General features: G+C 71.1%; 13 protein-coding genes. 4 read left to right on the forward strand and 9 right to left on the reverse strand.

What is annotated here, in order from left to right:
• Together FV226_RS08470 and FV226_RS08475 are read left to right on the forward strand one after the other, a co-directional pair.
• On the forward strand, positions 1-896 hold an 896-nt coding region (locus FV226_RS08470), incomplete at its 5' end, for an HWE histidine kinase domain-containing protein (RefSeq protein WP_147762570.1).
• Positions 897-985: 89 nt separating this feature from the next.
• Positions 986-1,513 carry a GNAT family N-acetyltransferase gene (locus FV226_RS08475; RefSeq protein WP_147762614.1) on the forward strand — a complete coding sequence of 176 codons (528 nt, stop codon included), beginning with the start codon at positions 986-988 and terminating at the stop codon, positions 1,511-1,513.
• A gap of 200 nt (positions 1,514-1,713) precedes the next feature.
• Here the strand turns inward: FV226_RS08475 and FV226_RS08480 are convergent, their stop codons facing one another.
• From FV226_RS08480 to FV226_RS08500, 5 genes are all read right to left on the reverse strand, one after another.
• Positions 1,714-3,018 (reverse strand): MFS transporter, encoded by a 1,305-nt coding sequence (locus FV226_RS08480; protein ID WP_147754279.1) that lies wholly within the window; start codon positions 3,016-3,018, stop codon positions 1,714-1,716.
• Positions 3,019-3,139: 121 nt separating this feature from the next.
• Positions 3,140-4,612 (reverse strand): methylenetetrahydrofolate--tRNA-(uracil(54)-C(5))-methyltransferase (FADH(2)-oxidizing) TrmFO, encoded by a 1,473-nt coding sequence (gene trmFO, locus FV226_RS08485; protein WP_147762571.1) that lies wholly within the window; start codon positions 4,610-4,612, stop codon positions 3,140-3,142.
• A 58-nt stretch (positions 4,613-4,670) separates the two neighbouring features.
• The gene (locus FV226_RS08490) at positions 4,671-4,817 is read right to left on the reverse strand and encodes a DUF1127 domain-containing protein (RefSeq protein WP_147754277.1); all 147 of its coding nucleotides are present in this window, start codon (positions 4,815-4,817) and stop codon (positions 4,671-4,673) included.
• 417 nt (positions 4,818-5,234) lie between these two features.
• Positions 5,235-5,540 carry a hypothetical protein gene (locus FV226_RS08495; RefSeq protein ID WP_147762572.1) on the reverse strand — a complete coding sequence of 102 codons (306 nt, stop codon included), beginning with the start codon at positions 5,538-5,540 and terminating at the stop codon, positions 5,235-5,237.
• 178 nt (positions 5,541-5,718) lie between these two features.
• Positions 5,719-6,693, reverse strand: coding sequence for a S1C family serine protease (locus tag FV226_RS08500; protein WP_147762573.1), 975 nt, complete (start codon positions 6,691-6,693; stop codon positions 5,719-5,721).
• Between the two features lie 327 nt (positions 6,694-7,020).
• Here FV226_RS08500 and FV226_RS08505 point away from each other — a divergent pair, with 327 nt between their 5' ends.
• Together FV226_RS08505 and FV226_RS08510 are read left to right on the forward strand one after the other, a co-directional pair.
• A complete protein-coding gene (locus FV226_RS08505; RefSeq protein ID WP_147762574.1) occupies positions 7,021-7,572 on the forward strand; it encodes a sigma-70 family RNA polymerase sigma factor in 552 nt (183 codons plus the stop codon).
• Positions 7,569-8,321, forward strand: a complete 753-nt coding sequence (locus FV226_RS08510) for an anti-sigma factor (RefSeq protein ID WP_147762575.1) — start codon at positions 7,569-7,571, stop codon at positions 8,319-8,321. Before FV226_RS08505 ends, FV226_RS08510 begins: the two co-directional genes overlap by 4 nt.
• A 141-nt stretch (positions 8,322-8,462) precedes the next feature.
• On the opposite strand, the gene FV226_RS08515 is transcribed toward FV226_RS08510, so the two are convergent.
• The 4 genes from FV226_RS08515 to FV226_RS08530 form a co-directional block, all read right to left on the reverse strand.
• Positions 8,463-9,023, reverse strand: coding sequence for a fasciclin domain-containing protein (locus FV226_RS08515; RefSeq protein WP_147754815.1), 561 nt, complete (start codon positions 9,021-9,023; stop codon positions 8,463-8,465).
• Positions 9,024-9,228: 205 nt separating this feature from the next.
• A complete protein-coding gene (locus FV226_RS08520; RefSeq protein ID WP_147762576.1) occupies positions 9,229-10,185 on the reverse strand; it encodes a transporter in 957 nt (318 codons plus the stop codon).
• A 551-nt stretch (positions 10,186-10,736) separates the two neighbouring features.
• Positions 10,737-13,871 carry an excinuclease ABC subunit UvrA gene (gene uvrA, locus FV226_RS08525; RefSeq protein ID WP_246686103.1) on the reverse strand — a complete coding sequence of 1,045 codons (3,135 nt, stop codon included), beginning with the start codon at positions 13,869-13,871 and terminating at the stop codon, positions 10,737-10,739.
• 247 nt (positions 13,872-14,118) lie between these two features.
• Positions 14,119-14,370, reverse strand: coding sequence for a hypothetical protein (locus FV226_RS08530; RefSeq protein ID WP_147754629.1), 252 nt, complete (start codon positions 14,368-14,370; stop codon positions 14,119-14,121).
• Positions 14,371-14,452 lie beyond the last annotated feature (82 nt).

The raw sequence follows: 14,452 nt of genomic DNA on the forward strand, positions 1-14,452 counted from the left end.
GCCCCCTTCCGCCTTGCCCCCTCGCCGCCTTTCCCGAGACCCTGGCGCGCCTGGCCTCGGGCCTGCCGCAGGCGATCCGCGACATCGCCGAGCCGGCGCTCGCGGACGACGCCGCGGCCTATGCCGGCATGGGCGCGCAGGCCGCCGTGAACGTGCCCTTGATCCGCCTCGGTCGGCTCGCCGGGGTGCTGTTCGTGCACGATCGCGGCCCGCGCGACTGGGCCGCCGGCGAGATCACCTTCGTGCGCGAGGTCGCCGAACGGCTCTGGGGCACGCTCGGGCGGATCCAGGCCGAGGACCAGCAGACGCTGCGCAACCGCGAGCTGAGCCACCGCCTGAAGAACACCCTCGCGATGGTCCAGGCCATCGCTTCGCAGACGCTGCGCAACGCGCCCGACTTCGAGACCGCCAAGGAGGCGCTGGCCGCCCGCCTGATCGCGCTGGGCAAGGCCCACGACATCCTCCTGACCGGCGCGCGGGAGAGCGCCGGCATCGGCGCGGTGATCGCCGGGGCGCTGGCGATCCACGACGACGGCCAGGCCGGGCGCTTCGCCCTCGACGGGCCGGCGATCGAGGTCGGGCCGAAGGCGGCGCTCTCGCTCGCGCTGATGATGCACGAGCTCGCCACCAACGCGGTGAAGTACGGCGCGCTCTCGGTGCCGGGCGGTCGCGTCGCCGTGACGTGGTCGCTCGAGGCCGACGCGATGGTGCGGATGCTCTGGACCGAGCGCGGCGGCCCGAAGGTCGCGGCGCCGACGCGAAAAGGGTTCGGGTCGCGGCTGATCGAGCGTGGCCTCGCCGGCGCGGTCGGCGGGTCTGTCGGCCTCGCCTACGAGCCCGAGGGGGTGGTCTGCCGCGTCGAGGCGCCGCTCTCGGGCTTCGAGGCCGCCGAGTAGGACCCTGGGGCGCGGCACGAGCGCGGGATGAGATCGCCCCGCCAAAGCGTCTCTTTCGGGAACCGCCACCCGATCCCACATCCGTGCAGATGCTTTTCCGCCGCGCGAGAGCCGACAGCTTGAGCGACCTGCCCGGTCTGGAGACCGCGCGCCTGACGATCGACGGGCTGACGCCCGACGACGCGGAGGCCCTGCGCAGCCTCACTGACGACCCGGCGATCACCGGCGCCGTCGACTTCCTGCCCGCGCCCTTCACCCTGGCCGACGCCCGCGCGCTCATCGCCTCCGGGCGGCGACGCGAGGACCGGTTCTTCGGCGCGCGGACGCGCGAGGGCCGGACCCTCGTCGGCGTCGTCGGCACGCACCTGCGCGGACCCGGCGCGATCGAGATCGGCTACTGGGTCGGCGGCGCCGCCCGCGGGCGCGGCCTCGCCACGGAAGCGGTGACGGGCATCCTGGGCTCGCTGTCGCGCCGCTTCCCCGCCCGCCTGATCGTCGCCGAATGCCGCCCCGGCAACGTCGCCTCCTGGGGCCTCCTGACCAAGCTCGGCTTCCGCGACACCGGCGAGGAGGGCCACCGCCCCGGCCGGCGGCTGATGGCGCTGCGGTGCGGCTGATGCTCCGGGTGGCCGCGACCGCGTGGCCGCGACCGGAACCCGGAGGCGCGTCGAAGCTTGTCCGTTCGGAGCGATCGGAACGGAGGCGGCAATGGGTGAAGATCTCGTGGTGTTCGGCCTCTCGGCCCTGACATTCGTCGGCTTCGTGTTCGGTTACGCGACATCCCAGGCGTAGGCGCCGGGCTGCGGACCGTCAGGCCTCAGCGCACGGAAGCGGCCGCCCCGGCGGGCATCGCCTTGCCGCCGCGATAGATCACCAGCGTCGCGAACAGCCCGAGGGCGCCGCCGAGCGACATCCACAGGCCCGGCGCCGCCTTGTCGCCGGTCGCCTCGATCAGCCAGGTGGCGACCAGCGGCGTCATCCCGCCGAACAGGGCGGTCGCGAGCGAGTAGGCCAGCGAGAACCCGGCGGTGCGGACCTCCACCGGCACCACCTCGGTCAGCGCCACCACCATGGCGCCGTTGTAGCTGCCGTAGAGGAACGAGAACCACAGCAGCACGGCGAGCATCGCCCCGAAGCTGACGTGCCCGACGAGCCAGGTGAGCGCCGGGTAGGCGGTGAGCAGGGTGAGCGCCGAGAACACGATCAGCAGGGGCTTGCGGCCGATCCGGTCGGACAGCGCCCCCATCACCGGCAGCCAGAACAGGTTCGAGACCGCGACGCAGAAGGTCACGAGCAGGCTGTCGGTGTCGGTGAGCTTCAGGACGCTCTTGCCGAAGGTCGGGGTGTAGACGGTGATCGTGTAGAACGCGATCGTGGTCATCGCGACCATCAGCATGCCGAGCAGCACGATCCGCCAGTTCGCGGCGAGCGTCCGGAAGATCTCCGCCGCCTCCGGCCGGTGCTTGCGCTCGGCGAAGGCCTTGGTCTCCTCCAGCGAGTTGCGGATGTAGAACAGGAACGGCACCAGCGCGCAGCCGATGAAGAACGGCACCCGCCAGCCCCATTCCGACATCTGCTCCGGCATCAGGGCATGGTTCAGCCCGTAGCCGATCGCCGCCGCCGCCATGATCGCCACCTGCTGGCTGCCCGACTGCCAGGAGACGTAGAAGCCCTTGCGACCGGGGGTCGCCATCTCCGACAGGTAGACCGAGACGCCGCCGAGCTCGACGCCCGCCGAGAAGCCCTGGAGCAGGCGCCCGACCAGCACGAGGCCGGGCGCCAGCAGCCCGATCGTGGCGTAGCCGGGCACGAAGGCGATCAGCACGGTGCCGGCGGCCATGATCGCCAGCGTCGTGATCAGCCCCTTCCGGCGCCCGACCCGGTCGACGTAGGCGCCGAGCAGCACCGCGCCGAGCGGCCGCATCAGGAAGCCGGCGCCGAAGGTCATGAAGGTGAGCATCAGCGAGACGAACGCGTCGCCCGACGGGAAGAACGCCTTCGCGATGTAGGTCGCGTAGAAGCCGAACAGGAAGAAGTCGAACATCTCCAGGAAGTTGCCGCTGGTGACCCGCAGCACCGCCCCGACCTTCGATCCGGTCGACCCCTCGTATGATCCCGCCACGGCCTCGCCCCCTCTGCTTCGGCCGCGGCCGTTCGGAGCACTGTTCGCCGGGACGGGCGCGGGCTCAAGGCGAGATCGTGAGTCTCCCGGACTTTTGTGATGGTTCGGACGTGCGGAGCCGCTACTCGGCGGCCGCCGCCTGGGGCACCGTGCCCGCGATCCAGGCCGAGAGGTCGGCGCGCGCCCGGTCGGTCAGGGCCTGGCGCTTGAGCATCGCCTTCTCCGGCCCGCGCAGGCGCTTGCCGGTCTCGTTGCGCGGCATCGCGGCGAGCGGCGGGAACAGCCCGAAGTTGACGTTCATCGGCTGGAACGAGCGCGGCTTGGCCGGCGCCTTCACCAGCGCCTCGGCCGTCTCCTCGCCCGGCTCTTCGGGCACGTCGTCGAGGATGTGGCCGCCGGTGATGTGGGCGATCAGCGCGCCGAGCGCGGTGGTCTGCGGCAGCGGCTCCAGGGCGCGGCCCTCGGCCTCCGCCACGGCGAAGCGCCCGGCCATCAGGCCGATCGCCGCGCTCTCGACGTAGCCCTCGCAGCCGGTGATCTGGCCGGCGAAGCGCAACGACGGCCGGACTTTCAGGCGCAGGGTCGCGTCGAGCAGGCGCGGGCTGTCGAGATAGGTGTTGCGGTGGAGCCCCCCGAGGCGGGCGAACTCCGCGTTCTCCAGGCCGGGGATGGTGCGGAAGACGCGGACCTGCTCGGAATAGGTCAGCTTCGTCTGGAACCCGACCATGTTGTAGAGGGTGCCGAGCGCGTTGTCCTGGCGCAGCTGCACGATGGCGCAGGCCTTCACCTGAGGATCGTGCGGGTTGGTGAGCCCGACGGGCTTCATCGGGCCGTGGCGCAGGGTCTCGGCGCCGCGCTCGGCCATCACCTCGATCGGCAGGCAGCCGTCGAAGTAGGGCGTCGAGGCCTCCCACTCCTTGAAGCCGATCTTCTCGCCGTCCACGAGGGCCTGGATGAACGCCTCGTACTGCGCCCGGTCCATCGGGCAGTTGATGTAGTCGGCCCCCGTGCCGCCGGGCCCGACCTTGTCGTAGCGCGACTGGAACCACGCCTTGTCCATGTCGATCGAGTCGCGGTGGACGATCGGGGCGATGGCGTCGAAGAAGGCGAGCGCGTCGGCGCCGGTGATCGCGCGAATCCCCTCGGCGAGCGACGGCGCGGTCAGCGGGCCGGTGGCGACGATGCACGGCCCCCAGGCTTCCGGCGGCAACCCGGCGACCTCTTCGCGGACGATGGTGACGTTGGGATGCGCTTCGAGCGCGGCGGTGACGGCGGCGGAGAAGCCGTCGCGGTCGACCGCCAGCGCGCCGCCGGCCGGGACCTGATGCCGGTCGGCCGCGCGCAGGATCAGCGACCCGAGGGTGCGCATCTCCTGGTGCAGAAGGCCGACGGCGTTGCCGTTCGGGTCGTCGGAGCGGAAGGAGTTGGAGCAGACGAGCTCGGCCAAGCCTTCGCCGTGATGCGCCTCGGTGCCGCGCACCGGCCGCATCTCGTGCAGGACCGCGTGGTGGCCGGCTTCGGCGATCTGCCAGGCGGATTCGGAGCCTGCGAGGCCGCCGCCGACGACGTGGATGGTGTTTCTAGAGCTGGACATGCCCCGGGATACCGGAACGGGCCGGCCCGAAGCAACGGGCCGGCAGACGTCCGGAAGATCAGCCGCGGGCGATGCCTTGGATCTCGAAGCGGTTGATGCCGAGGTCGGCGAGGTCGCGATCGGACAGGCGGGACAGCTCGGTGACGGTCTCGCGGTAACGGAGGTAGGCGCGGAAACGGCTGAGGACGCTACGGGCGGCGGACATGACATTGACCTTTGTTCAGGCAGACGGTGACGACCGCGTGGGCACCGATGCCTCTTGTTGGTGCAATGCACATATAAGCTTGCTGCAGCGCAGCGGCAGGCCGCGCTCGGTGAGCCTGCCATGCAGCTTCGACATGCGCCGCACAACGATTTGGCAAGGTTTTGGAAAGCCTGTTTTCGAGGCTGCCGCGCTGGCGGAGTCGCGCGCATAGGTCGCGGGCGCGTCGTGGCCTGCTCGGATGGCCAGGTCGGGGCGGATGATCTTGCGGTCGTCTGCGCTGAATCGGGGACGCCGGTCGATGCGCCCGCGTAAGACTGTCGTTCCGCGCGATGATCTTGAAAACGACGGCGCCGCACCGCGGAAGATCCGCGATGCGGCGCCGTCGTGGAGGGCCCGGCGTGCGGGCCGTGCGGGGTTTCAGTAGAAGTGGCGCGGCCCGTAATAGGCCGGGCGGCCGTAGAACGGGCGCGGCGGGCCGTAGCCGTAGGGGCCGTAGCCGGGCGGGCGCCGCCAGTACGGACGCGGGCCCCAGTTCGGCCGGCACATGCCCCAGGGATTGGGGTGGAAGCCGGGGCCGCAGCCGCCCGCGACCGTCTCGATCAGCGCGCCGCCGGACAGCGGCGCCAGCGGCAGCGCCTGAGCGGCGGGTGCGAGGAGCACCGCTCCTGCCAGGCCGGCTGCCGTGGCGAGGCCGGCCACACCAAAAGTCTTCACGTGCGTCATGACGCGATCTCCTTCGATGTCCGGCCAGGAAGGGAATGGCCGGGCAGCGGGAAATCTACGTCGTCCCGGATGAATTTCCACTGACGGACGTGTTGTCGGGCGTACAGCCAAGCCTGGTGGCCAAGCCTGGTGGCCAAGCCTGGTGGCCAAGCCTCGCAGCCAAGCCGAGGCGGCCGGGTCAGTGCAGCGGCGGGCTCATCAGGAAGCGCTCGCGGTCGCCAGAGACCAGGGTCGGCTTCATCGCGCGGCCGTCGCGGCGGATCGTCAGCGGCACGCGCACGCCCGCCTCGCCGAGCGCCCAGACGCTGCGGAAGAAGTCGGCGAGGTCCGCCACCGGCTCGCCCGCCACCGCCTCGATCACGTCGCCCGCGCGCAGGTCCGCCGCCTCGGCCGGGCCGTTGTCGGCCAGCCCCATCACCACGACGCCGTCCTCGCTCTCGGTGGCGTAGAGGCCGAGCCAGGGGCGGGCCGGACGGTTGGCGCGCCCACGCGAGGTCAGGTCGTCGAGGATCGGCGGCAGCAGGTCGATCGGCACCACCATGTTGATCGCCCGCGGACCCGACGTGCCGCCCTGCTGGAGCTGGAGCGAGCCGATGCCGAGGAGGTCGCCCTCCGGGCCGATCAGCGCGGTCCCGCCCCAGTTCGGGTGCGAGGGCGCGGTGAACAGCGCCTCGTCGAGGACGTACTCCCAGTAGCCGGCGAATTCCTGCCGGGCGACGATCTGCGCGGCGACGCAGCGCTGGCGACCGCCGGCCCCGGCCACCACCGCCCGGTCGCCGATCTTCAGGCTGCCGGAGGAGCCGAGCTTGAGCGCCGGCACGCCCAGAGGCCCGAGGGCCTGGACCAGGCCGAAGCCGGTCGCGGCGTCGAACCCCATGACGTGGCCGGGCACGGAGCGGCCGTCGTTGGTGGTGAGCCACACGCTCTCGGCCTCGGTCACCAGGTATCCGATGGTCAGCACGAGGCCGTCCTCGCCGATGACCACGCCGTTGCCCGCCCGCTCGGTGCCGAGCGTCTCGGCGGTGAAGGCCTCGGCCGGCACGCGGGCGGAGAGCTGGACCATCGCCGCCAGCGCATGGTCGAGGTCGTAGCCGTAATCGCCCGGCTTCGGCTGCGTCGAAGCCGGGATTTTCCAGTCACCCTGCGAGGCCATGCCGCGTCGGTCCTTCGAGATGTCTGCGCTCCGGCGCGGGGCCGGAGGGTCGGTCGAATGTTTCGGATACGCACGCGGCGTACCTTGATCAGGGGAGATAGGACGCGCCGTCGGCGAGCGACACCCCGGCAGGGCGACGCGGCGGCGGCGTGCGAGCGCGACCGTCATGGGATGCCGCCTTTCCGCTTTCGCATCCCGCGGGAGAACCGCGGCAATCGGGGCGCCACGGCTTCTCATCACCGCAGAATGCGCTAACCCTTGCCGCAACGGTCCCGATCGATCGCCCTCGCCGGCGGGAGGACCTGCGAACGGGACGGGGGACGATCTTTGGGCGACGACGCCACCCTGCAGCGGATCCTGCGCGCGATCGCCGGCGGCGACGCGGGCGCGCTGCGCACGCTCTACGACCTGACCTCACCGAAACTTTACGGGGTCATCCTGCGTATCCAGCGGGATCGGAGCGTGGCCGAAGATGTGCTGCAGGACGTCTACCTTCGGGTCTGGCAGGCGGCAGGTTCCTACGCTCCTGAATCAGGGCGGCCGATGACGTGGCTCTGCGCCATCGCGCGCAACCGCGCCATCGACGGGATCCGCCGCAAGGGCGAGGTCCAGGGACCGGTGCGCGAGGACGGCGAGGACTGGGTGGAACGTCTCATCGACCCGCACGACACCGAGGCGGCGATCGTCGGGCGCGGCACGCTCACGGCCTGCCTCGCCCGCCTCGACGCGGCGCAGCGCGCCTGCGTGATGCTGGCCTATTGCGAGGGCTGGTCGCGCGAGGAGCTGGCCAGCCACTACGACCGTCCCGTGAACACCATCAAGACCTGGCTGCACCGCTCGCTCGGCGCCCTCAAGGGCTGCCTGGAGGAGCAGGCATGAGCGCAGGATCCATGGGTGCCGGACCCGAAATCGAGCGCGACCAGCGCGCCGCCGAATACGTGCTCGGCACGCTCTCCTTCGACGAGCGCGCCGCGTTCGAGCTGGAGCGCGCCGTCGACCCCGCCACCGCCCGCGCGGTGACGGCGTGGGAGGAGCGCCTCGGGCCGCTGGCCCTCGCCGTGCCGGACGAGACGCCGCCGGACCACGTCTGGCCCGGGATCGCCGGGGCGCTGGCGCGCGCCGCGGCGCCGGGGGCTGCCGCGGCTTCGCCTGCGCATCCGCCCACGCCCGCCAACGACGACCGCGTGATACGCCTCGGCGCCCAGGTCCGGCGCTGGCGCCTGGCCGCGGGCGGCACGGGGCTGCTCGCCGCCGGGCTCGCGCTGTTCGTCGCGGTCGGCGGCCGGCGCGACGAGCCGGCGCCCGGCACGCGCTACCTCGCCGTGGTGCAGAGCGGCGGCGCGCTGCCGGCCCTGGTGCTGCGGATCGATACGAAAGCCGGCACCGCCGAGGTGCGCCCGGTCGGCGCCGAGACCCCCTCCGGCAAGAGCCTCGAGCTCTGGTACATCGGCGCCGGCGCCTCGCCCAAGGCGATCGGCCTCGTCGGCCCCGCGGCGACCCGGATCGCCCTGCCCGCGGAGACCGCGGCGAGCGGACTCATCGCCGTCACGGTCGAGCCGCCCGGCGGTTCGCCGAACGGCACGCCGACCGGACCCGTGGTCTATTCCGGCACGCTGATCCGCGAGTGAGGCGGACGGCCCGGCGGCCTGGGATGTCTTGACGCCGAGACGTCCTGACCTTCGAACGAAGAACGCCCCGGACCGCGAGGTCCGGGGCGTTCTTCGTATCGTGCCGCGGTCCGGCGTCTGGGCCGGACCGCGGCCGCGCCATCAGGGCTGCAGCACGCCGTTGATGACGTGGATGACGCCGTTCGACTGCATCACGTTGGCGATGGTCACGGTGGCGGTGTTGCCCTTGGCGTCGGTCACGTAGACCTTCTTGCCCTTGGAGGTGACCACCAGGGGCTCGCCCTCGACGGTCTTGAGCTGGGCCTCGCCGCCGCCCTTCTTGACCTCGGCCATCAGCTCCTTGGCGGTGTAGACGCCGGAGACCACGTGATAGGTCAGGATCTTGGTGAGGGTGGCCTTGTTCTCGGGCTTCACCAGCGTCTCGACCGTGCCGGCCGGGAGCCGGGCGAAGGCGGCGTTGGTCGGCGCGAACACGGTGAACGGGCCCGGGCCCGACAGGGTGTCGACGAGGCCGGCGGCCTTCACGGCGGCGACCAGCGTGGTGTGGTCCTTGGAGTTGACCGCGTTCTCGACGATCGTCTTGTTGGCGTACATCGGCGCGCCGCCGACCATCGGGTTCTTGGCGAAGGCGGCGACGGGCGCGGCGCCGAGGGCGAGCGCGAGCGCGAAGGTGGCGAGGCGGGAAGCGTGATGCGACGTCATGGCGTGTCCTGACCGTTCGTAGGACCCCGGCGACCGGGGGTTACGGGCGCTCTTACGGGACGTCGCGCGGAAAGGTTTCGGCGCGGGCGCGTTTCCGGCGCCGCCAAGCGTCCGAAAACGAAAGACCGCCCGATCCTCGTGGATCGGACGGTCTTTCGCTTCAGGCCCGATCCGTCGCGGATCGGGCCGTCGGGTCGTGCGGCTCTCAGTACTTGCGGACGAGGGGGGTCGGCGCGGGGGCCGGGGCTGCGACCGAGTAGAGCGGCGCGATCAGGCGGATGAAGCCGTCGGTGGAGTAGTTGTCGCGGGTGCGGCCGTCGAAGGTGGCGTAGGTGGCCGAGGTGACGACGTCGCGGGCGACCATCAGCTGGGCGGTGAAGACGCCGAAGTCGTAGCCGATGAGGCCGCCGAGGGCGAAGCGGCCGCCGCGGCCGACGATGGCCGAGTTGCGGCCGACGTTGACGGTGCCGTAGCCGACGGCGCCGATCTCGAACTTGCCGAACTTCTTCGTGGCGGTGAGGTCGAGGTTGAGGGCGTCGGAGATCACCTGCGGGCCGAGGAAGGCGCCGACGCGACCGTCGAAGCGGCCGGGCGAGTCGTAGAAGTTGCCGGTGAGGTTGGCGGTGAGGTTGTAGCCGTCTCCGGTGTAGCTGACGGCGAGGCCGGCGCGGTAGGTGTTGGAGGCGAGCTGCGGCAGGACGGGGGTGACGCCACCGAGCGAACCGCGGTCGCCGTTGAGGTCGTTCAGGTAGGCGCCGCCCAGCACGCTGACGCCGACGTTGCCGCCGAGGTCGAACGCCCAGATGCCGCCGACGAAGGTGCCGACGTTGATCGAGATGTCTTGGTTGGGGACGCCCGCCCGGTTGCGGGTGAAGGCGAACACGGTCGGGGGGGCGACGAGCAGCTCGACGCGGCCGCCGAACGGCACCAGCGGGGTCGACCAGACCAGGACCGGGATGTTGATCGCGGTGTCGGCGCCGAAGGTGGCGTCGGGCCGGCGGTAGATGAAGGTGTTGATCGCGTAGACGCCCTCGGGCAGCGGCGCGCCGGTGGCCAGGCCGACCTGCTCGCCGGGGATCGTGGTGGTCTGGGCGAAGGCTTCCGTCGCGGTCACGCCGACCGAAAGCATCACCGCTGCTGCGGCAAGCCAGTTCTTGATCATTTTCTCGTTCCTTCCCAAGGATTTCCGCGCTTCGTCCCGCCGCCTCTGCACTACCTTGCCGGTCTGCCGTCTGCGCGGCTCCCGTGCGAGATGTGCCAAGCGCCCCCTACGAAGCCGGCCCGTGTCTCAACGCTGATAACTATTCTACAGAGCGTCGGCGAAAGACAGTGGAATGCCTCGAATCTGATCAGCGAGAGCCGAACCGTTGCTCAAATGCCGCAATCTTGTCGCGGCGCAACAGTGACCGGAACCCAGCGGACGGGATCGCTATCCGGCAGAATAGCGCATGCCGTTCAGCGCCTTGGCGGAGGAAGCGGAGCGGGAGGATTCGGCAAGGCGGGCGGGACGGTTCGCCCGGGCGCCGACGCGGTCCGAGGCCTTCGACTGCGCCGCGAAGGCCTCGATCGAGCCGCCGGACCGTGCCCGGACGCGTGCGGCCGCCGCGCCGCCCGCCGAATCGTGCGCGGCGCGGCGCGGCCACTCGGCAGATCTTGCCGACCGCTTCCGGCATTCGGCGGGGGCGGCGGCGCGCCCCGTCGCTTACGGCGCGCCTACTCGGCGGCGGGCTGCGCGACCGCCCCGCGGGACGCCGGCGGCTTCCCGGCCGGGCGGCGGGCGAGCACGTCGCGCAGGAAGCGCCCGGTATGGCTCGCCTTCGACGCGGCGATCTGCTCGGGCGTGCCTTCGGCCACCACCACGCCGCCGCCGTCGCCGCCCTCCGGCCCCATGTCGATCACCCAGTCGGCGGTCTTGATGACCTCGAGGTTGTGCTCGATCACCACGACGGTGTTGCCCTGGTCGACGAGCTCGTGGAGCACCTCCATCAGCTTGGCGACGTCGTGGAAGTGCAGGCCGGTGGTCGGCTCGTCGAGGATGTAGAGGGTGCGCCCGGTCGAGCGCTTCGACAGCTCCTTGGAGAGCTTCACCCGCTGCGCCTCGCCGCCCGACAGGGTGGTGGCCTGCTGCCCGACGCTGACGTAGTCGAGCCCGACGCGCTTCAGGGTCTCCATCTTCTCGCGGATCGTCGGCACCGCCTTGAACAGGTCGGCGGCCTCCTCGACGGTCATGTCGAGCACGTCGGCGATGGACTTGGCGCGGTACTTCACCTCCAGCGTCTCGCGGTCGTAGCGCTTGCCCTTGCACACGTCGCAGGTGACGTAGACGTCGGGCAGGAAGTGCATCTCGATCTTGATGACGCCGTCGCCCGAGCACGCCTCGCAGCGGCCGCCGCGCACGTTGAACGAGAACCGCCCCGGCTGGTAGCCGCGGGCCTTGGCCTCGGGCAGGCCGGCGAACCAGTCGCGGATCGGGGTGAAGGCGCCGGTATAGGTCGCCGGGTTCGAGCGCGGGGTGCGCCCGATCGGCGACTGGTCGATGTCGATGACCTTGTCGAGGTGCTCCAGGCCTTCGAGCCGGTCGAACGGCGCCGGGTGCTCCAGCGCGCCGTTCAGGCGCTTGGCCACCGCCTTGTAGAGCGTGTCGATGATCAGCGTGGACTTGCCGCCGCCCGAGACGCCGGTGACGCAGGTGAAGGTGCCGAGCGGAATCTCGATGTCCACGTTCTTCAGGTTGTTGCCGCGGGCGCCGAACACGCCGAGCTTGCCCTTGCGCCCTTTGCGCCGCGCCGTCGGGGTCCGCACGGACTTCTCGCCGGTGAGGTACTTGGCGGTGAGCGATTCGGGATGCGCCAGGACCTCCGCGGGCGTGCCCTGCGCGATGATCCGGCCGCCGTGGATGCCGGCGCCCGGCCCGACGTCGACGACGTAGTCGGCCTGGAGGATCGCGTCCTCGTCGTGCTCGACCACGATCACCGAGTTGCCGAGGTCGCGCAGCCGCTTCAGCGTGCCGAGCAGGCGCTCGTTGTCGCGCTGGTGCAGGCCGATCGAGGGCTCGTCGAGCACGTAGAGCACGCCGGTGAGGCCCGAGCCGATCTGCGAGGCCAGCCGAATGCGCTGGCTCTCGCCGCCCGACAGCGTTCCCGAGCCGCGGGCCAGCGTCAGGTATTCGAGGCCGACGTCGACGAGGAAGGACAGGCGGTCGCGGATCTCCTTCAGGATCCGCACCGCGATCTCGTTCTGCTTGGCGGTGAGCCTGGCCGGCAGCTCCGAGAACCAGCGGTGGGCCTCGCTCACCGAGAGCGCGGTGACCGCGCCGACATCCTCCATCGCGACCTTGACGGCCAGCGCCTCGACCTTCAGCCGCTTGCCGCCGCAGGCGGCGCAGGGGGTCTCGCTCATGAAGCGCGAGATCTCGTCGCGGGCGGCGTCGCTCTCGGTCTCCTTGTAGCGGCGCTCCAGGTTCGGGATCACGCCCTCGAACGGCTTGTTGACGGCGTACTTGCGCATGCCGTCGTCGTAGTCGAAGCGGATCGTCTGCTTGCCCGAGCCGTAGAGGATGATCGCGCGGGCCGCCTCGGGAAGCCGCGACCAGGCCGTGTCGGTCTTGAAGCCGTAATGCCGGGCCAGCGCGTCGAGCGTCTGCCCGTAATAGGGCGAGGTGGACTTGGCCCAGGGGCCGATGGCGCCGCGCTTGAGGGTGAGCGCCTCGTCGGAGATCACCAGCTCGGCGTCGATCCGCATCTCGTGGCCGATGCCGCCGCAGGTCGGGCAGGCGCCGAACGGGTTGTTGAAGGAGAACAGCCTCGGCTCGATCTCGGCGATGGTGAAGCCCGAGACCGGGCAGGCGAAGCGCGACGAAAGCGTGATCTTCTCTCTGCTCTCGCCCTCGGGCACGTCGGCGAACTCGATGTCGGCGATGCCGTCGGCGAGCTCGAGCGCGGTCTCGAAGGAATCGGCGAGCCGGGCGGCGATGTCGGCCCGCACCACGATCCGGTCGACCACCACGTCGATGTCGTGCTTGAGCTTCTTGTCGAGCTTCGGCACGTCGTCGATCGGGTAGTACTCCCCGTCGATCCGCAGGCGCTGGAAGCCCTTCTTCTGGAACTCGGCGATCTCCTTGCGGTACTCGCCCTTGCGGCCGCGGACGACGGGCGCGAGCAGGTAGAGCCGGCTCTTCTCGGGCAGCGCCAGGACGCGGTCGACCATCTGCTGGACCGTCTGGCTCTCGATCGGCAGGCCGGTGGCGGGCGAGTACGGAATGCCGACGCGCGCCCAGAGCAGGCGCATGTAGTCGTAGATCTCGGTGACGGTCCCCACGGTGGAGCGCGGGTTCTTCGAGGTGGTCTTCTGCTCGATCGAGATCGCCGGCGAGAGCCCGTCGATCTGGTCGACGTCGGGCTTGGACATCATCTCCAGGAACTGGCGCGCATAGGCCGAGAGCGACTCGACGTAGCGGCGCTGCCCCTCGGCGTAGATCGTGTCGAAGGCGAGCGACGACTTGCCCGAGCCCGAGAGCCCGGTGAACACCACGAGCTTGTCGCGCGGGATCGTCAGGTCGACGTTCTTGAGGTTGTGCTCGCGCGCGCCGCGCACCGAGATCACCCGCCGGTCGCGCTCGGCCGGCGTCTCGCGGTCGAACAGGCGCTCGAGCTTCGCGTCGATGCCGGCCTCGGCCTCGACGGCCGGGTTCGCCTTCGCGGGCTTCCCGGCCGCCGGCGCCTTGGTTGCGGGGGGCTTCGCTGCGGAAGTCGTCGCTGCGGAAGTCTTCGCTGCGGAAGTCTTGCCGGCAGGCGTCTTCCCGGCGGAGTTCTTCCCGGCGGGCGTCTTGGCGGCGACGGCTTTGGCCATGGCGGGGGCGGTCTTTCGAGGCGTCGACGCGGGCGGGATCCGGCGATCGCGAATGCGACCGCCGCGCCGGGTCATGTCGTCCGTCCGAAGCCTTCGGCAAGGTGCGGCGGGCGGGACGCAGGCCCGGCATGCTTGCGCGTCTGCTAGAACGAAACGCGTACGCGGGCAACTCGCCAGCCGTTCCGGGCCGCCGCCGCGCACGCCACGCCCGCCTGGGCCCGGCGCCGAGGCGTGGCCGCTTCCCGGCTTACTGCATCGCCTTCGTCATCGCCTCGGAGGAGGAGGCCTTCGGGTTGGCCTTGCAGTAGGCGCGCATCTTGGCGTCGAGCGCGGAGGCCTGGGGGTCGGCGGCGATCATCGCCTTGTCGGCGGGGCTGAGCGAGGCCTGCGCCTGCGCGTCGGCCTTGAGATAGTCGGCGCAGCTCATGTCGCCGGTCTGGGCTTGGGCGGCGGCGAGGCCGGCGATCAGCAGGCTCGCTGCGAGGAGGGTACGGGTCATGATCGCCTCGGAGTTGGACGGACCCGGAACCGTCGCGCGGTCGCGAGCGACTCCTCCGTAGGACGACACCGCACCCGGCGTC

The organism is Methylobacterium sp. WL12 (assembly GCF_008039475.1).
Lineage (GTDB): Bacteria > Pseudomonadota > Alphaproteobacteria > Rhizobiales > Beijerinckiaceae > Methylobacterium > Methylobacterium cerastii.